The following is a 17,613-nucleotide window of genomic DNA, read 5'->3' on the forward strand; positions in this document are numbered from 1 at the left end:
AATTATGTTTTCTACAATATTTAAACACGAAGTAAGGTATTGGTTTAAGAAACCTGCCTTTTATATATATTTAGCAATACTTTTTTTAATATCTATATTTTTTTCAGCAGCTAGTGCTGGAATTTTCGATAGTATAACAGTAAGTACAGGAAGTCATAAAATAGTAAATTCACCTAAAGGAGTTAATGATTTGTTTAATGGAATGAGTCAGTTAATCTTCTTTTTATTGCCTTCTATAATTGGTGTTACTATTTTTAGAGATTATAAGAGTGAGATGCACTCTATTTTATATTCCTATCCTTTTACTAAAACTAATTATCTATTTGCAAAGTTTTTAAGTGGTTTAACCATTGTAACCCTGGTTGTTTTTGCTATTGGTTTTGGATTAATTATTGGATTTCGATTGCCTGGAACAAATCCTGAAATAGTTGGCAGTTTTAGTTTTATAGCTTATTTACATTCCTATTTTGTTTATGTTATTCCTAATTTAATATTATTCGGAGCTATTGTTTTTGCAATAGTAACTTTTAGTAGAAATATTGCTGCTGGTTTTATTAGTGTGTTAGCAGTAATGCTTATTCAAGGATTAATGGTATCTATGGTTTCAGAACAGGATAATAGATTATTAACTGGTTTGATAGATCCTTATGGGTTTGGCGCATTAGATTATTACACACGTTATTGGACTATCGCAGAACAGAATGAGGCTCAATTACCAATTGGAAGTGTAATTATTTATAATAGACTTATCTGGTTAGGTGTTTCAGCTTTAATTTTCGGATTTGTATTTAAAAAGTTTTCTTTTAGTCAAAGTCCGGTTACATTTAATTGGTTTAAAAAGGAAAAAGAGATACGTGCAATTAAAAAGAATTTTGGAGGAATTACGAGAATAAATTTACCAAAAGTTACTCACGATTTTTCTTTCAAGCATAGTTTAAAAAATGTTTGGAAACTTTCTACGATAGATTTTAAATATGTAGTGAAATCATTGCCTTTTATTGCAATAGCTTTAGTTGGTGTTATTATAGCTATTTTAGGTTTATCACAAACAGGATTGGTGTTTGGAACTAAAACTTTACCTGTAACATGGAAAATGTTACGAGTTAGTATGAATGGTTTTAATCTTTCTATGATTATAATTACTTTCTTATATGCAGGTTTACTTGTACATAGAGGAAGAATGGTTAATGCAAACCATTTGGTAGATGTTACACCAACTCCAAACTGGGTTTTATGGTTATCTAAATTAACTGCTTTATTAAAAGTTCAATTAGTAATTTTAACATTAGTAATGTTATCTGGTGTAATATATCAAACTTATAAAGGATATTATAATTATGAGTTTGGGCACTATTTTTATGAACTATATGTTTTGAAATTTTGGCATTTCGCAATTTGGGCAGTTTTAGCATTGTTTGTGCAAACAATGTTAAGAAATCCATATGTTGGATTGGTAGTTTTATTAGTTTTAAGTATTGGTATACCTCTTTTAGGAAGTATAGGTGTAGAGCAATCGATATTTAAATTCAATCAAGGAGCTGGATTTAATTATTCAGATATGAATGGTTACGGATCTTCATTGGGAGGATATTTTACTTACAAAATTTATTGGAGTTTATTTTGTTTAGTTTTATTGATATTAACTAGTTTGTTTTGGGTACGTGGAATTCCACATTCTATAAAAGAACGTCTGTCTATTTTTATGCAACGTTTTAATTTCAAGAAAGGATTAATATTAACAGTTGCTTTGATTGCTTTTGCAAGTTTAGGGGGAAGAATTTATTATGAAAATAATATAAAAAACAAACGATTTTCTAGTAAAGAAAATGAAGAACTTCGAGTAAAATGGGAAAAAAATTATAAGAAGTATCAAGGTAAAGCACAGCCAAGAATTGTAGCAGTTAATGTAAATATGGATTTATATCCAAGTACTTACGATTTTAATTCTTCTGGTACTTATAAAATGATAAATAAAACGGAGGAAGTAATTGATAGTCTCTTTTTAAATCATAATAATTATCCAAGTACTTTTAAATTTAATAAAGAAGCAGATTTAATATTAGAGGACACTATTCAGAACTTTGATATTTATAAGCTAAAGAGTCCTTTGCAACCTGGAGATAGTTTAGAATTAAATTTCACTGTAAAAAATAAACCAAACACATTTTGGAGAAAAAACTCTCCTGTACGAGAAAACGGAACTTTTATGAATAGTGGTATTTTTCCTTCATTTGGTTATTCTGACGGAAGTGAATTGAAAGATGATCAGGTTAGGAAAAAGTATGGTTTGCCTAAAAATGATTTGAAACCTCATCCTTCTGATAGTACAGCCTTAGGAGATACTTATATTTCAAAAGATAGTGATTGGATAGATTTTGAAGCTACTGTATCTACAAGTGAAGATCAAATAGCAATAGCTCCAGGATATTTACAGAAAGAATGGAAGAAAGATGGTCGAAGGTATTTTAATTACAAAATGGATAGTAAAATTTTAAATTTCTATGCATTTAACTCAGCACGATACGAAGTTAAAAAAGATAAATGGAAGGATGTAAACCTTGAAATTTATTATCATAAAGGACATGAGTTTAATTTAGATCGAATGATGGAAGGTATTAAGGCTTCTTTAGATTATAATTCAAAAAACTTTAGTCCGTATCAACACAAACAAGTTCGAATTATAGAATTTCCTAAAACAGCAGGAAGTTTTGCACAATCATTTCCAAATACAATCCCTTATTCAGAATCTATTGGATTTATTGCAGCTGTAGACAAAGAAGATCAAGGAGTAGATTATCCTTTTGCTGTTACAGTTCATGAATTAGCACATCAATGGTGGGCACATCAAGTAATTGGAGCAGATGTTTTAGGAGCTACAATGCTTTCAGAAAGTTTATCAGAGTATGTGTCATTAAAAGTATTAGAGCATAAAGCAGGTAAAACAGAAATGCGTAAATTTTTAAAGAAAGCTTTAGATGGTTATTTAACGCAAAGAACCTTCGAACGAAAAAGGGAAAAACCTTTAATGTATAATGACGGACAAGGTTATATTCGTTACCAAAAGGGATCTTTAGTCTTTTATGCATTAAGTGACTATATTGGAGAAGAGAATTTAAATAAAGCTTTAAAATCTTATGTGGAAAAGGTGAAGTTTCAAGAAGCTCCATATACAACCTCAATAGAAATGGTTGATTATATAAGAGAGAAAACACCAGATAGCTTAAAATATGTAATTAAAGACATGTTTGAAACAATTACATTATATAGAAATAAAATAGTGAAAGCTTCTTCAAAAGAACTAGAAAATGGGAAATATCAAGTAGATATTACATTTAATGTGAGTAAGTATAGAAATGATGATTTAGGTAAACGTTATTATGGAGAAAAAATAGGTGATACTATTTCTTACAAATCCGAAAAAATGAAAAAACCAGTACTTTCTGTTCCTTTAGCAGATTATATTGATGTAGGTGTTTTCACAGAGGAAGAAGTTGACGGAAAAAAGAAAAAAGTTGAATTGTACTTAAAGAAACATAAGATTACTCAAATAAACAATACGGTTTCTATTATTGTAGATAAAAAACCGATTGAAGTTGGAGTAGATCCATACAATAAGTTAATAGATACTCAATCTGGTGATAATAGAAGAAAATTATAAATTTAAAACCTCCTTTAAAAAGGAGGTTTTTTTTAGTTTTATTACGGATGTAATCTTGCTCTTGAATCTACATAAAATGTTATAGTTTTGCTTATAGTAGTGTTATTACAGTCGTTAGCTACCATTTGTAAAGTGTATTCATTTCTTATGTATTGAGGAGATAAATTTGTTCCTATATACATATTAAAACGACTTTTTAAATCTACGGCAAAGTCAAAACCACTCAAATTTAAACCTGTTAAAGTTTCTGTTATTCCTGTAGAAACTTCAGTAAGTGTTAAACTATATGAAGAAATTCCTTTAGATAGCCAAGGGTTTAGAGTAATAGGTTCATTGTTGCCATGAAAAACTCTAGTTACAAGATGAGTATTGTTATTCAACGAGTGCAAATATTGTTGATGTCTGTAAACACTATAATCTAAATTTTCTTTGGTTTCATAATGCATAAAAAGTTCTAAATGAGGGGTGTTGGTTGTAGAGATACTAAAGTAATTGGTTCCTCCTATAATATTATTGTAATTTATAACAAGAATATATCTATCTGTAGTGTTTATAGGGTTGTTGTCTGTGTAAGTAAAAAATCTATTTGAAGAATCTAAAGTTAAATTTCCAGTTCCTCCTGCGTTATATGTAGCTTTTACAACTCCACTTAAGGTTTGCAACTGAGCAGAACTAATATTAGTTCTGTAATAATAATTATTCAATACATTTTCTCCATCTTTAATAAGAGTTAAACGTACACTATTAGGATTAGTACTGCTACCATTACAAATTGGTGTACTATGAATACTAACATTGGTTAAAGGAAAATTCATATTACTGTTGTAGCTACTTAAATAAGATTTATTAGCGCTAAAAAACAAATTAGGATATTTTTCCATTACATAATTAAATTCAATGGTTTGATCCTCGTATAAAAATTTAGAAGTTTCATTAAAAAGTTCTTCAAAAGTTATTGAACGCTCTCCTTCAATTCTAATTCGATCATTTACTGTCTTTATGTTCATCATAATATGATTTTCAATTATATCATTGTTGGAAAGCATAATAATATTATCTTCAAAAACCCAATTAGAATGTATAATGAAATTATTATTTAAAACATCTTCATTTGGTTCTTCTTGGTGAGTTTTTTTAAATTGGCTGTTATACAGTAACATAACATGGTCTTCAGTGACAAAATCCGAATATAAAAGAGAATGATTTTTAAAAGTTGATCCTTTTAAAGTAGCACCATTATATGTAGGGATTTTTTCTTGGGTTAAAGAAAATAAAGCTTTTTTAACACTAGGGTCCAAAAGCATTTTGTCGAAAATAGTACCTATTTTTTGAGTAATAGAAAGTTGTTCATTCGATGTCTTTTGTGAAATTTTAGTTGAAAATTGTGAGTCATTTAGTAGTTCTGTGTTGTTGTCTGAATTACAACTGTTGCATAATAAGCTGAGGCATGTCATAGCCAAAATAAATCTTTTTTTCATTGGTTTGAAATTTTAATAATGAGTGTTAATTTTTGGCTAAGTTGGTGATAATCATTATAAAGTATAAGGCTAACTTTATGAAAGATGTTAAAAAGTTTCTTAATTGTTTAAAAATCTTTCTAAGTGTTATTTTTGCATTTATGAGAAATAAAATTTTAAAAGCTAACCCAGACGAATATTATATAAACGAACAAGGATATAGAGTTTTTAAAGAAGAGTATCATTTAAGAAGAGGATATTGTTGTAAAAACGGATGTAAACATTGTCCATATGGTTATGATAAAAAAACAGATAGTTTTAAAAAAGAGTGACCTTATATAAAATGATGTATCTTAATTAGGAAGTAAATAAATTTTTAAAATATGATAAAAAGACTTTTAATAATATGTATAGCGTTACAATTTGTAGGGTGTGATGAATTACAGAAAATAGCAAGTCAACTACCTCAAACAGGAGGTTTAACACAGGCTCAAATAGGAGAAGGACTAAGACAGGCTTTAGATAATGGTATTCAACATCAAGTAACAAAACTTACAGCTAAAGATGGTTTTTATAGAAATGAATTAGTTAAAATTATTTTACCAAAAGAATTAAAAGCAGTAGATGATGGTTTAAGAAAGATTGGTTTAGGTAAGTTAGCGGATGAAGGAATAAAAGCTTTAAATAGAGCAGCAGAAGATGCGGTAAAAACAGCTACACCAATTTTTGTTACTGCGGTTAAAGATATTACGTTTAATGACGCTAAAAACATATTATTAGGAAATGATAGAGCTGCAACAAGTTATTTAGAAGGAAGAACCCAAACAGCATTATATTCTAAATTTAATCCTGTTATTAAAAAGTCTTTTGGAAGAGTTGGAGCAGATAAAATTTGGGCAAATTTAATATCTAAATACAATGCTATTCCTTTTGTAAAAAGGGTAAATCCAGATTTAACAGACTATGTTACTACAGAAGCATTAGATGGAGTGTATACTATGATTGCAGTAGAAGAGAAAGGAATTAGAAATAAAATAGGTTTGCGTAACACAGATTTATTAAGGAAAGTGTTTGCTTTACAAGATAATAAATAAGTTTAAATGTTTGTTTTTCAGTAATTTATTCTTATATTTAAAAGTAAATATGAAAAGCCATGTCGCGTTTAATTCAATTATCACAATATAAAAAACATTTAGAAGAGCGCTATCTTAAACTGATAGAGCAATCTAATGATTATAAATATGTGGATGAAGTTAAAAGTGACATGGCTTTTTATAAAGCTATGAAAGTTTTAGAAAAAATTAATAGAGTAAAATACTTAGACAATTCTCTGGTGTAATTTTTTGAAATATTCAAAAGATTTTAAAAGCCTACTTCCATACCAAGAAAATAATTCACCATCCACAAAAACAGTTTTTGCATGATGTGTAAATCGTCCAATTTCAAATGCATGTTCTTCTTTAAAAGGATAAGGCTCAGAAGATAAGAAAACAAGGTCAGGATCTCCTTCTAATCTTATTTTTTTTAATTCTACTTCAGGATATCTTTCTTTATTTTTATAAATATTTTCGAACTTATTAAGTTCAAGAATATGATTTATAAAAGTGTTATTTCCTGCTGCCATCCATGGATTTCGCCATATAAAATATGCTGTTTTTTTGTGTTCAACATCTTTCATAAATTCTTTAAAATCAGAAATTTTAAATTCTAACTTTTGAATGATTTTTTGGGAGTCTGTTCTACATGCTAATAATTCACCATATTGTCTAATTAATTCAATGGCGTCGTTAAGTGTAAAAATATCAGAAACATGAACAGGAGCAATTTCTTCGCAAATTTCAACAATTTCTTTAGTGTTTTCTTCTTTATTACATAAAATAATATCAGGCTTTAATTGCTTTATCTTATCAACTTTTATATTTTTTGTTCCACCAACTATAGTTTTTGTTTGTTTCAAATGATACGGATGTACACAAAATTTAGTTAAGCCAACAATATTATGTTCTAAACCCATATCGTAAAGAAGTTCAGTCTGACTTGGAACTAAAGAAATAATTCTTTGAGGAACTTTTTTTAGTGTAACTAATCTATTAAGTTGGTCTGTAATTTCAATATTCATTTAATCGAAAATAATAAATAATTTAGATTATTTTATTCCCATTAACTCTTGAAATTCTTTTTTATATCCTTTACTAACTCTAAAGGTTGTCTTTACACCTGTTATTTTTACATCTGTTTCTCCATAATTTGAAACTATTATTTCATCTATAAAATTAGAATTAATAATAGTAGATCTATGAATACGCATAAATTTAGGGGAATTTAATCTACTAATTAAACTAGATAAAGATTCTCTTAATAAATGCATTTTGTTGTCTGTAGTAAAAATTTCTACATAATAACCTGAAGCAGAAATATGTTTAATAGTGTCTGTTTCTACAAATAAAATCTTATTACCAGATTTAATACTAATCTTTTTATTTTCTGGAGATTCTTTTTGTTGAATTATAGATAGTATATCTTTAATACTAGATTGTATATTTAATAATTCATCCTTTTTTTTGTGATTAACTATGTTGTTTATCGATTGATAAATTCTATTATCACTAAAAGGTTTAACAATATAATCAAAAGCTAAAAAATCAAAAGCTTTGTGCGCAAATTCACCATGTTCTGTAACAAATACAAATAAAGGCTTTGTGTCACTTGTAGTGTGTTCTATGATATCGAAACCAGATACATCACCTATCTGAATATCCAGAAAAACAACATCGGGTTTCAGATAATTAATATGATCTATAGCGTCAGTACCATCAGAAAAGCTACCTATTAATTCAAAAGAGGGATAATTATTTAGCAATTTTTCTATTCTAGTTCTGGCAACTTTTTGATTATCAACTATAATGTACTTTATGTTCATGTTAACTTCATTATTATTGAGTTGATCGGCTAGCGAAATTATAAAAAGTAAATGAGGTTTGAGCTAAATTATTGTATTCTTTAACACTCATATAACTAGATTTTAACATTTGTAAATTTTATCCGTTAAAAACGATTACTTACATCAAAAAAAAGGTGTTTTACTTCAAAAGAATCTTAACAAAGAAGGATACGGGATAAATTTAACCCCCTAATCAATTAAATTAAATAATTTTATGAAATTTCGTTTTAAAAATGCAATGTACTTGCTATTGTTTTTGAGCGTTATACTTAAAGTAAATGCACAAGAGAAAACAGTAAGTGGAGTTGTATCAGATGATGTTGGTCCATTACCAGGGGTTAACATAATTATTAAGAATACTTCTAAAGGAACTGAGTCAGATGCAGAAGGTAAGTATTCTATCAAAGCTAAAACTGGAGATGTTTTAGTGTTTAGTTTTGTAGGAATGAAAACTGTTGAAAGACAAGTAGGAGTTTCTAACAAGATTGATGTTACTTTAGAAAATGATAATTTCCTTGAAGAAATTGTTGTAGTAGCTTATGGAGCTCAATCTGAGAAAAAAGTTATTACGAGTGTTTCTAAGGTAAATCAAGAAGCTATTAAAGATTTAGTTACTGATTCTCCACAAAATATCTTACAAGGTCAGGCTTCAGGTGTGCAAGTTGTATCTTCTTCTGGTGTTCTTGGTGCTGCTCCTGAGTTAAGAATTCGTGGAACAAATTCTATTGGTACTAATGTTAGACCTTTGTTTGTTGTTGATGGAGTAATTTTAGGTGATAGTTTCTTAACTGGTGCTCAAGGTGGTGGGCAAGGATTAAACCCATTATCTAGTATTAATCCTAATGATATCGAGAATATTTCTGTATTAAAGTCTGCTGCTGCAACAGCTTTATATGGTTCACGTGGAGCAAATGGTGTTGTAATTATTACAACTAAAACAGGTTCTAAAGATGGTAGTGTTAAAGTAAATTTAGATTTTTCAACATCTATCTCTAGTGTAACTGATACTCCAGAGTTATTAAATGCTCAACAGTTTAGAGAATTTAGTGCTATAACAGCTCCTACAAGAACTATTTTTGATGGTAATTTTGATTTTATTGATGCCGTTTTTAGAAATGCAGTTTCTCAAAGCTACAATCTAGGAGTAAACGGAGGAAATGAAAAATCTAGTTTTTATATAGGTGTTACAAGAGAAGATCAAGAAGGTATCTTAGTAGGAAATGAATTAGAAAGAACTAGTTTTAGAGGGAATATTAAAACTAAAGCTAACGACTGGTTGACTTTAGGTTTAAACACAAGTATTTCTGTTAATAAATTTGACAGAACACCTCAAGAGAATGCTTTTGCTGCACCTTACACAATTGCAAACTTACAAAGACAAGATGTTAATCCTATCGATGAAAATGGGAACTTTACTACTGCTGGAAACGTTGGTGGAGGTAATGTAATTGCTCAAGAATTATTAAACTTAAATTTAGCAACTGAAACTAGAATTACTGGTAATGCTTTTGCTGATATTGATTTTTCTACTCTTTTAAACGGATTGTCATTTAAAACAGATTTTGGAGTTGATAGAAGATTTGTTGAAGCTCAAACTCGTGAAGTTGATTTGTTAACTCCAGGTGGAGAGGCTTTTAACGGAATTTCTCAACAGAATAGATTTACAATTACTCCAACTTTCTTATATAATAATAAGTTAGGAGAAAAGCATAATTTAAGCTTATTAGCAGGTTATTCTTACGATCAAAATGATATTAGAAATATTGATGTAGCTGGTACAGGTTTCTTAGATGACTCATTTATCAATGTTACTTCAGCATCTACTTTCACAACAACAAGTTCAGATGGTACTACTTCAAGATTAGTTTCATATTTTGGTAGAGCATCTTATGATTATGACAATGGGAAGTATGTTTTAGAAGCTTCTTTAAGAAGAGATGGTTCTTCAAGATTTGGATTTAATAATCAATTTGGTACATTCTGGTCTGCAGCTTTCGGATGGAATATTTCTGATGAAAACTTTATGGCTGATGTAAACTGGATTAGAGACTTAAAATTAAATGTTAGTGCAGGTACAGCAGGTAACGATAGAATTGGAAACTTTGCTAGCTTAGGTACTTTCTTTAACTCTCCTTATAATAATAATCCAGGTTTAAGACCTAATAGTTTAGCTAACCCTGATTTACGTTGGGAAACTACAACAGGATTTGATGCTGGTATTTCTGCATCTTTCTTAAATAGAAGATTAACTGTAGGAGTTGAATTCTATAAGAAAATCACTGATGATTTAATCTTAAATGTGCCTGTTGATCCAACATTCAATTTAGGTTTAAATGCTGTAGCTACAAATATTGGAGAAATTCAAAATACTGGGGTTGATGTAGATATTACTTCTGTTAACTTTGATACTGAGAGTGGTTTCAAATGGACAACTAATTTAAATGTTGGATATAACAAAAATGAGGTAACTAAATTACCAGATGATAATATTGATGAAAGAGGAAACAGATTTGTTGCTCAAGGAGGTAGTTTCTCTGGTCAGAGAGCAATAGAAGGAGAATCTGCTAACTCATTCTATTTAATTAGATATGTCGGAGTTAATCCTCAAACTGGTGATGCTGAGTGGTTAGATGCTAATGGTAACATTACGAATAATCCAACTCAAGCAGATAGAGTTGTTGCTGGTAAAGCAAACCCAGATTTTGTTGGTGGTTTAACAAACACTTTCAAATATAAAAACTGGAGCTTGAGTACTTTATTTAACTTCTCTGTTGGAAATGATATTTTCTTAGCTTCAAGAAGTTTTTCAGAAAATCCAAGATCTGGATTTAATAAAACAACAAGAGTTTTAAATATTTGGCAAAATCCTGGAGATAATGCATTTATCCCTTCTACAAGTAGTAGTACTTATGGGGTTTTTGAACAGGATTCTACTTTACAATTAGAAGATGGATCTTTTGCAAGACTTAAAAATGTAACTTTAGCTTATAGTTTACCTCATAGCTTATTAGATAACATTTTCTTAAGTAACGTAAGATTCTATGCAACAGCTACAAACTTACTTACAATTAAAAGTGATGGTTTAGATGGATATGATCCTGAAACTTCAAGAAACGCTGATGGAGCTGGAGCAATTGGAGAGGAATTCTTTAATATTCCTCAAGCAAGAACTTATACTTTAGGTGTAAATATCACTTTTTAATTTTAACTAACGTAAATCATGAAAAATAATATAAACATAATACTAAAAAGAGCAGGGATTTTAAGTCTTGCAGTATCGTCATTGATTTTTACGTCTTGTGAAGATGAATTAAATGTATTACCTGAAGATTCTCCCGTAACTGAGCTTGTTTTCTCTAATGGAACATTAGCTTTAGGAGCTTTAGAAGGAATGTATAGTGCTGCTCAGCAAGATGATGTATTAAATGGTACATTACAATTAAGTGGAGAATGGCAATCTGATAATGTTGATTTTGAAGGAACATTTCCTACATTTAATGAAATAAGACAGTATACTACATTATCTACTAATACCTCAATTAATGGTATGTGGGATGATAATTACGAAACTATTGCATCAGCAAATTTGGTAATTGATAATGTTCCTTTAGTAGAGGATGAAACTTTTACTCAAGCACAAAGAACTCAAGCTATAGCAGAGGCTAGATTTATGAGAGCTTTAGTATATTTAAATATCTCATCATTCTTTGGTCAGCCTTTACAAGTAGCTGAAGGAAGAAATAATTTAAGTGTACCGTTAGTAATTAGTTCTGAGATTGGTTTAGAGGTTAATAGAGCTACTTTAGGTGAAGTACACGATTTTATTGAATCTGAATTATTAGCTATTATTCCTAGTTTAGGAGCACCTACAACAAGAATTAAAGCAACTTCTGGTGCAGCCAAAGCTTTACTTGCTAGGTTGTATTTATATCAAGAGAGATTTGCTGAAGCTGCTCAAATGGCAAATGAAGTAATTAATGATGGTTTTTATGCTTTAGCTACAGATTATACTTTTTATAATCAAAGAGGTTCTATGGAACATATCTTTACGTTAGCAAATAATGCAGACGATGCTCAAGATAGTGGTGAAGGTTTTTCTGGATTAACTAATCCAAATCCATTAGGTAGAGGAGATGCTCCTTTCTCTGATGATTTATTAGCAGCTTATGCTGCAGAACCAGGAGATTTAAGATTTACTACTTTAAATCAAACAGGTAATGACGCACAAGGAAATGTGAGAACGTTTACTAGTAAATTCCCTGATGGTAATAATAATGCAGATGACGCTCCTGTAATTAGAATTACAGAAATGTATTTAACTAGAGCAGAAGGTAACTTTAGAGCTGGTTCTACTGTTGGAGCTACTCCTTTAGCAGATATCAATACATTAAGAACTAGAGCTGGTTTACCTAATTTAACTACTGTTGATTTAGATATCATCTTAAATGAAAGAAGAAAAGAATTAGCTTTCGAAGGACAAAGAAGAATGGATTTAATGAGAAATAGAATGGATTTAAGAAGACCAGGGCAGCCAGATGCAAATTTATCTGCTCCAGGTATGGATCGCACAATTTTCCCAATCCCTCAAGCGGTTAGAGATTTATCTCCTTTCTTAGCTCAAAATCCAGGATACTAATTTAAAGTATAAATTTGTTTTATAAATTTTAGTATTAATTAGTAATTAATTGAAGCTGTCTTTTTAGACAGCTTCAGTTTTTTTATAGAATGATTTGAAATCAATTTTCGATCATTTAGTTCAAAATTTAAGCAACTTACATCAAAACTAATTTAAGGCACATTTTTAGTGTTTATCTTTGAATTAACAACTGTTTTTATGTATAGTTGTTTGAATTAATCAACCAATAAGTCAAGGAAGTTTGTTAACCTTGACTTTTTTATTTTTTATAAGATAGCATTCATTTGCAATTGTAATTCTTTAGCCTTTTTTGAAGCTGCTTCTGCGAAGTTTTCGTCGTTTCCGGCATAAATAATTCCTCTAGAAGAATTGATTAATAAACCAACAGAAGAATTCATGCCATATTTACAAACCTCTTGTAAATTTCCACCCTGAGCACCAACTCCAGGAACTAATAAGAAACTGTCTGGTATAATTTCACGAATATCTTTTAAATACTCAGCTTTTGTAGCTCCAACTACATACATTAAGTTATGAGCATTTCTCCATTTTCTAGATGTGTTTAAAACATGTTTGTAAACTTCTTTCCCTTCTACTTTTTGAGTTTGAAAATCAAAAGCCCCAGCATTAGAAGTTAAAGCTAATAAAATGGTATGTTTGTCTTCAAAAGCTAAAAAAGGTTCAACAGAATCTTTCCCCATGTAAGGAGCAACTGTAACTGAATCAAAAGATAAATCTTCAAAAAAAGCTTTAGCATACATTGTTGAAGTATTTCCAATATCTCCTCTCTTAGCATCAGCAATCGTAAAAATATTAGGATGATTTTCGTTTATGTATTGTATTGTTTTTTCTAAAGATTTCCATCCTTTAATACCATAAGCTTCATAAAAAGCAGTATTCGGTTTATAGGCGACACAAAGATGGTGAGTAGCATCTATAATTGCTTTGTTAAATTCAAAAATAGGATCTTCTAACGCTAATAAATGTTTGGGTATTTTATTTAAATCTACATCTAACCCAATACACAAAAACGATTTTTTTTGTCGTATTTCAGCTACTAATTGTTCAGTTGTCATTGTTTGTTGTTAAAAAGTTAGGCAAAAGTAACTATTTTAAAGTTTCTGTTATCTTTGTTTTCAAATGTTTCAGTATATAACAACTAAGATTTTTTATGGTTTTCTAACACTTTTAGGAGTAGTAACCGTTGTTTTCTTTCTTTTTAATATTTTACCTGGTGATCCAGCTCGAATGTTAATGGGACAAAGAGAAGATAGTGAACAGCTAGAGATTATTAGAAAAAAGCATGGTTTCGATCAATCAGTTGGAACTCAATATTTATATTATTTGAATGATTTGTCACCTTTGTCTTTTCATAGCAAAAATGAAAATCATTATACTTCTTTAGCTTCAGAAAAATATACATTTAAAAATATTTTTTCCATTGGTGATTTAAGTATAGTTGTAAAATATCCTTATTTAAGGGAATCTTTTCAAAAAAATGGAAAATCTGTAACTTCAGTAATTAAAGAAACATTACCTAATACTATAGTTCTTGCAAGTTTTGCTATCATAATGGCTATTGTTTTAGGAATTTTATTAGGAGTGTTTTCTGCAGTTTATAAAAATTCTACTTTAGATAAATTAATAGCTGTTTTAAGTACATTAGGAATGAGTTTACCTTCCTTTTTCTCGGCAATTTTATTCGCTTGGTTTTTCGGATTTGTACTTCATGAATTTACAGGACTTGAAATGACAGGAAGTTTATTTGTCGTAGATGATTTTGGTGAAGGAACACATATACAGTGGAAAAATTTAATATTACCATCAATTGTTTTAGGAATACGACCACTAGCTGTTGTAAGCCAATTAATGAGAAATTCCTTGTTAGAAACTTTAAATCAGGATTATATAAGAACAGCTCGGGCAAAAGGATTATCTAATTTTAAAGTGATTAAAAATCATGCTTTAAAGAATTCGTTAAACCCTGTTGTTACTGCAATTTCAGGTTGGTTTGCTTCAATGTTAGCAGGAGCAGTTTTTATTGAATATATTTTTAACTGGAATGGTTTAGGAAAAGAGATCGTTAATGCTTTAGATACTTTAGATTTACCAGTTATTATGGGAAGTGTATTAGTGATTTCAAGTATATTTATAATAATCAATATTTTGGTAGATATCATTTATGTTTGGTTAGACCCAAGAGTAAAATTGAATTAAATGAAATATTTTTATTTGGTAATTATAGTTTTCTTCGCAAGTTGTACTTCACCGAAAGTGTTTTCAGAATCTGCATTAAATGAGAAAATTCAAACTTTAAATAGAGAAACAATAACCTTTAAAGAAGTTTTAGAACGTAATAAAGGGAAAAAGATTTTTGCTCAAATATTCGCTAGTTATTGTCCTGTGAGTCAGGATAGTTTTGATGATGTTTTAAAATTTCAAAAAGAAAATCCTGAATTCAGTTTTGTTTTTTTATCGGTAGATCATTCATATTACGATTGGAAGCGAGGTTTAGCGTATGTAAAACCTAAAGGACAATTTTATTACATCCCTGAAAAAGGAGAAGGAAGTTTAGGGAAATTTCTAAAATTAAAAAGTATTCCTAGATTTCTAAAAATAGATGAGCAAGGAAATATAGAAGTTTTTAAAACATCCAAAGTATCAGATAAATTAAAATAAATGAAGTTACTTTCTTTATTATTTATTTTGATGGTGTTTTTAAGCTGTAAGCCAAGAATAGAATCTTCGTTTTCTGAAAAGGCTTTGCAAGATCAATTGGTAACATTATCAAATGATTCAATTACTTTCAAGAATGTTTTAAATCAATATAAAGGAAAAAAGATTTTAATTGATGTTTGGGCTTCTTGGTGTTCAGATTGTATTAAATCTATGCCTAAAGTTTCACAACTTCAAAAAGATAATCCAGATATAGTTTTTTTATTTTTATCTATAGATGATTCATTAACTGATTTACAGAATGGAATAAGTAAATATGGAATTAATGGAGAACATTATTTGTTACCTTCAAGTTGGGATGGAGATTTAGGTGAATTTTTAGATTTATCATGGATTCCAAGATATTTAATTATAAATGAAGTAGGAGGTATTGAAGTCTTTAATGCGATTAGAGTTAATGACTCTAGGGTTTTAAATGCCCTCAAATAATTATTACGTTTTCGTAAAAAAACTAAAGCTTAATCTTTAAACTTCGTTATTAAAAAAGTAGTTTTGTGTGATTGCACTACAAAGTTTTTTTAAAATAAATGTGCTAATAAACTAATAATAATCAACCTTCAATAACAGAAGTATTTATAACAAAACCAATGAGACAAAAAATTGTAGCAGGTAACTGGAAAATGAACAACACTTTAAATGAAACTAAAGAGTTGCTTAAAGGGTTAAAAAAAGAATTAAAAGGAGTAAAGTTAGATAATACCCGTGTAATTATTGCTCCAACATTCGTGAATCTACAACATGCTGTAAAGAAAACAGCGAAGAGTGTTTTAGAAGTTTCTGCTCAAAATTTACACCAAGCTAAAAATGGAGCTTTTACAGGAGAGATTTCTGCTGATATGTTGTTAGATATTGGAGTAAATGTTGTTATTTTGGGGCATTCGGAAAGAAGAGCTTATTTTAACGAAACAGATGAGGCTTTAGCTCAAAAAGTAAATACAGCAGTAGCAAAAGGTTTAGATGTTATTTTTTGTTTTGGAGAACAATTAGAAGACAGACAAAATGAAAATCATTTCTCAGTTGTAGAAAGCCAATTAAAAAAAGCGCTTTTCGGGTTACAGGCAGAAGTATTTAAAAATATCATTTTAGCTTATGAGCCTGTATGGGCAATAGGAACAGGACAAACAGCGACAGCAGATCAAGCTCAAGAAATGCATGAGTTTATTAGAGGTTTATTGGCTAAAGCTTATGATGCTAAATTGGCTGATAGTGTTTCTATTCTTTATGGAGGTAGTGTAAAACCAAATAATGCAGAAGAAATTTTTTCTAAACCAGATGTTGATGGAGGTTTAATTGGAGGAGCTTCATTAAAAGAAAAAGATTTTTCTGCTATTGTAAAATCAATTTAATTGGATAATATATATATAGAGTATTCTTTTGTAGTAGAACCGAAACAGCCAGCAATTGAAATTTTAATAGCTGAATTAGGTGAGAAAAATTTTGAAAGTTTTGTTGAAAATGAAACGGGTTTGTTAGCTTATATTCAAAAGAAAGATTGGAAAGAAGATGTTTTAGAGGAAATCTTTATACTTGAATCAACGGAATTTGAAATAACTTACGAATTCAAAGAAGTTGAACAAACTAATTGGAATGAAGAATGGGAAAAACATTTTAACCCAATTCAAGTAGAAGATAAGGTGAGTATTAGAGCTCCTTTTCATGAAAATCCAAATTTAGAATACGATATTGTTATTGAACCTAAGATGAGTTTTGGAACAGGTCATCATGAAACAACATACATGATGATACAACATCTTATAGGTTTAAATTTACAAGATAAAAAAGTATTAGACATGGGATGTGGTACCGGAGTTTTAGCAATTTTTGCTGAAATGAAAGGTGCTAACCCTATAGATGCTATAGATATTGATAATTGGTGTTATGTAAATTCTTTAGAGAATGTAGAGCGAAATTCTTGTAAAAACATTACTGTTTTAGAAGGAGATGCAGAGTTACTAGTTAATAGAAAATATGACGTCATTATCGCAAATATTAATAGAAATATTCTTTTAAAAGATATGAATGCTTATATGAGTTGTATAAGTGAGAAAGGAATATTACTTTTAAGTGGATTTTATAAGGAAGATATTCCAATTATAGATAAAGAAGTATCTAAATACGGAATGACCTTAGATGTAGTTATTAAAAGAAATAACTGGGTGTCGTTAAAGTATATTAAGTAAAATTG

15 protein-coding genes are annotated in these 17,613 nt (G+C 29.3%); 11 read left to right on the forward strand and 4 right to left on the reverse strand.

Annotated features, from left to right (window positions below):
* The first annotated feature begins 4 nt into the window (after window positions 1-4).
* A complete protein-coding gene (locus ACSIGC_RS15850; protein WP_442265753.1) occupies window positions 5-3,658 on the forward strand; it encodes an ABC transporter permease/M1 family aminopeptidase in 3,654 nt (1,217 codons plus the stop codon).
* Between the two features lie 41 nt (window positions 3,659-3,699).
* On the opposite strand, the gene ACSIGC_RS15855 is transcribed toward ACSIGC_RS15850, so the two are convergent.
* The gene (locus ACSIGC_RS15855) at window positions 3,700-5,136 is read right to left on the reverse strand and encodes a hypothetical protein (protein WP_442265754.1); all 1,437 of its coding nucleotides are present in this window, start codon (window positions 5,134-5,136) and stop codon (window positions 3,700-3,702) included.
* A 140-nt stretch (window positions 5,137-5,276) separates the two neighbouring features.
* Between ACSIGC_RS15855 and ACSIGC_RS15860 the strand changes: the two genes are divergently transcribed.
* Genes ACSIGC_RS15860 through ACSIGC_RS15870 form a run of 3 tightly spaced genes read left to right on the forward strand, consistent with a single transcriptional unit; the run spans window position 5,277 to window position 6,454 of the window.
* A complete protein-coding gene (locus ACSIGC_RS15860; protein WP_442265755.1) occupies window positions 5,277-5,447 on the forward strand; it encodes a DUF5522 domain-containing protein in 171 nt (56 codons plus the stop codon).
* Between the two features lie 51 nt (window positions 5,448-5,498).
* Complete coding sequence (locus tag ACSIGC_RS15865) at window positions 5,499-6,209, forward strand: DUF4197 domain-containing protein (protein ID WP_442265756.1); 711 nt, start codon at window positions 5,499-5,501, stop codon at window positions 6,207-6,209.
* Window positions 6,210-6,268: 59 nt separating this feature from the next.
* Window positions 6,269-6,454 carry a Lacal_2735 family protein gene (locus tag ACSIGC_RS15870; RefSeq protein ID WP_442265757.1) on the forward strand — a complete coding sequence of 62 codons (186 nt, stop codon included), beginning with the start codon at window positions 6,269-6,271 and terminating at the stop codon, window positions 6,452-6,454.
* Here ACSIGC_RS15870 and ACSIGC_RS15875 read toward each other — a convergent pair.
* Together ACSIGC_RS15875 and ACSIGC_RS15880 are read right to left on the reverse strand one after the other, a co-directional pair.
* On the reverse strand, window positions 6,434-7,234 hold the full coding sequence (locus tag ACSIGC_RS15875) for an ABC transporter substrate-binding protein (protein ID WP_442265758.1): 801 nt from the start codon (window positions 7,232-7,234) through the stop codon (window positions 6,434-6,436). The two genes, ACSIGC_RS15870 and ACSIGC_RS15875, sit on opposite strands and share 21 nt — an antisense overlap.
* Window positions 7,235-7,261: 27 nt before the next feature.
* Complete coding sequence (locus tag ACSIGC_RS15880; RefSeq protein ID WP_442265759.1) at window positions 7,262-8,035, reverse strand: LytR/AlgR family response regulator transcription factor; 774 nt, start codon at window positions 8,033-8,035, stop codon at window positions 7,262-7,264.
* A gap of 235 nt (window positions 8,036-8,270) precedes the next feature.
* Here ACSIGC_RS15880 and ACSIGC_RS15885 point away from each other — a divergent pair, with 235 nt between their 5' ends.
* Together ACSIGC_RS15885 and ACSIGC_RS15890 are read left to right on the forward strand one after the other, a co-directional pair.
* A complete protein-coding gene (locus ACSIGC_RS15885; RefSeq protein WP_442265760.1) occupies window positions 8,271-11,258 on the forward strand; it encodes a SusC/RagA family TonB-linked outer membrane protein in 2,988 nt (995 codons plus the stop codon).
* An 18-nt stretch (window positions 11,259-11,276) separates the two neighbouring features.
* Window positions 11,277-12,692, forward strand: coding sequence for a RagB/SusD family nutrient uptake outer membrane protein (locus tag ACSIGC_RS15890; RefSeq protein ID WP_442265761.1), 1,416 nt, complete (start codon window positions 11,277-11,279; stop codon window positions 12,690-12,692).
* 266 nt (window positions 12,693-12,958) lie between these two features.
* Here ACSIGC_RS15890 and pyrF read toward each other — a convergent pair whose 3' ends face one another.
* Window positions 12,959-13,768 (reverse strand): orotidine-5'-phosphate decarboxylase, encoded by an 810-nt coding sequence (gene pyrF, locus ACSIGC_RS15895; RefSeq protein WP_442265762.1) that lies wholly within the window; start codon window positions 13,766-13,768, stop codon window positions 12,959-12,961.
* 64 nt (window positions 13,769-13,832) lie between these two features.
* Here pyrF and ACSIGC_RS15900 point away from each other — a divergent pair, with 64 nt between their 5' ends.
* The 5 genes from ACSIGC_RS15900 to prmA all read left to right on the forward strand — a co-directional run bounded on the left by ACSIGC_RS15900 (window position 13,833) and on the right by prmA (window position 17,608).
* The gene (locus tag ACSIGC_RS15900) at window positions 13,833-14,909 is read left to right on the forward strand and encodes an ABC transporter permease (RefSeq protein ID WP_442265763.1); all 1,077 of its coding nucleotides are present in this window, start codon (window positions 13,833-13,835) and stop codon (window positions 14,907-14,909) included.
* A complete protein-coding gene (locus ACSIGC_RS15905; protein WP_442265764.1) occupies window positions 14,910-15,371 on the forward strand; it encodes a TlpA family protein disulfide reductase in 462 nt (153 codons plus the stop codon).
* Window positions 15,372-15,857: a TlpA family protein disulfide reductase gene (locus ACSIGC_RS15910; protein WP_442265765.1), complete on the forward strand. Its 486-nt coding sequence runs from the start codon at window positions 15,372-15,374 to the stop codon at window positions 15,855-15,857. It abuts the gene before it with no gap.
* Window positions 15,858-16,015: 158 nt separating this feature from the next.
* Window positions 16,016-16,774, forward strand: a complete 759-nt coding sequence (tpiA, locus tag ACSIGC_RS15915; RefSeq protein ID WP_442265766.1) for a triose-phosphate isomerase — start codon at window positions 16,016-16,018, stop codon at window positions 16,772-16,774.
* Window positions 16,775-17,608, forward strand: a complete 834-nt coding sequence (gene prmA / locus ACSIGC_RS15920; protein WP_442265767.1) for a 50S ribosomal protein L11 methyltransferase — start codon at window positions 16,775-16,777, stop codon at window positions 17,606-17,608.
* Window positions 17,609-17,613 lie beyond the last annotated feature (5 nt).

The organism is Tenacibaculum aquaeponti (assembly GCF_052084715.1).
Taxonomy (GTDB): Bacteria; Bacteroidota; Bacteroidia; order Flavobacteriales; family Flavobacteriaceae; genus Polaribacter.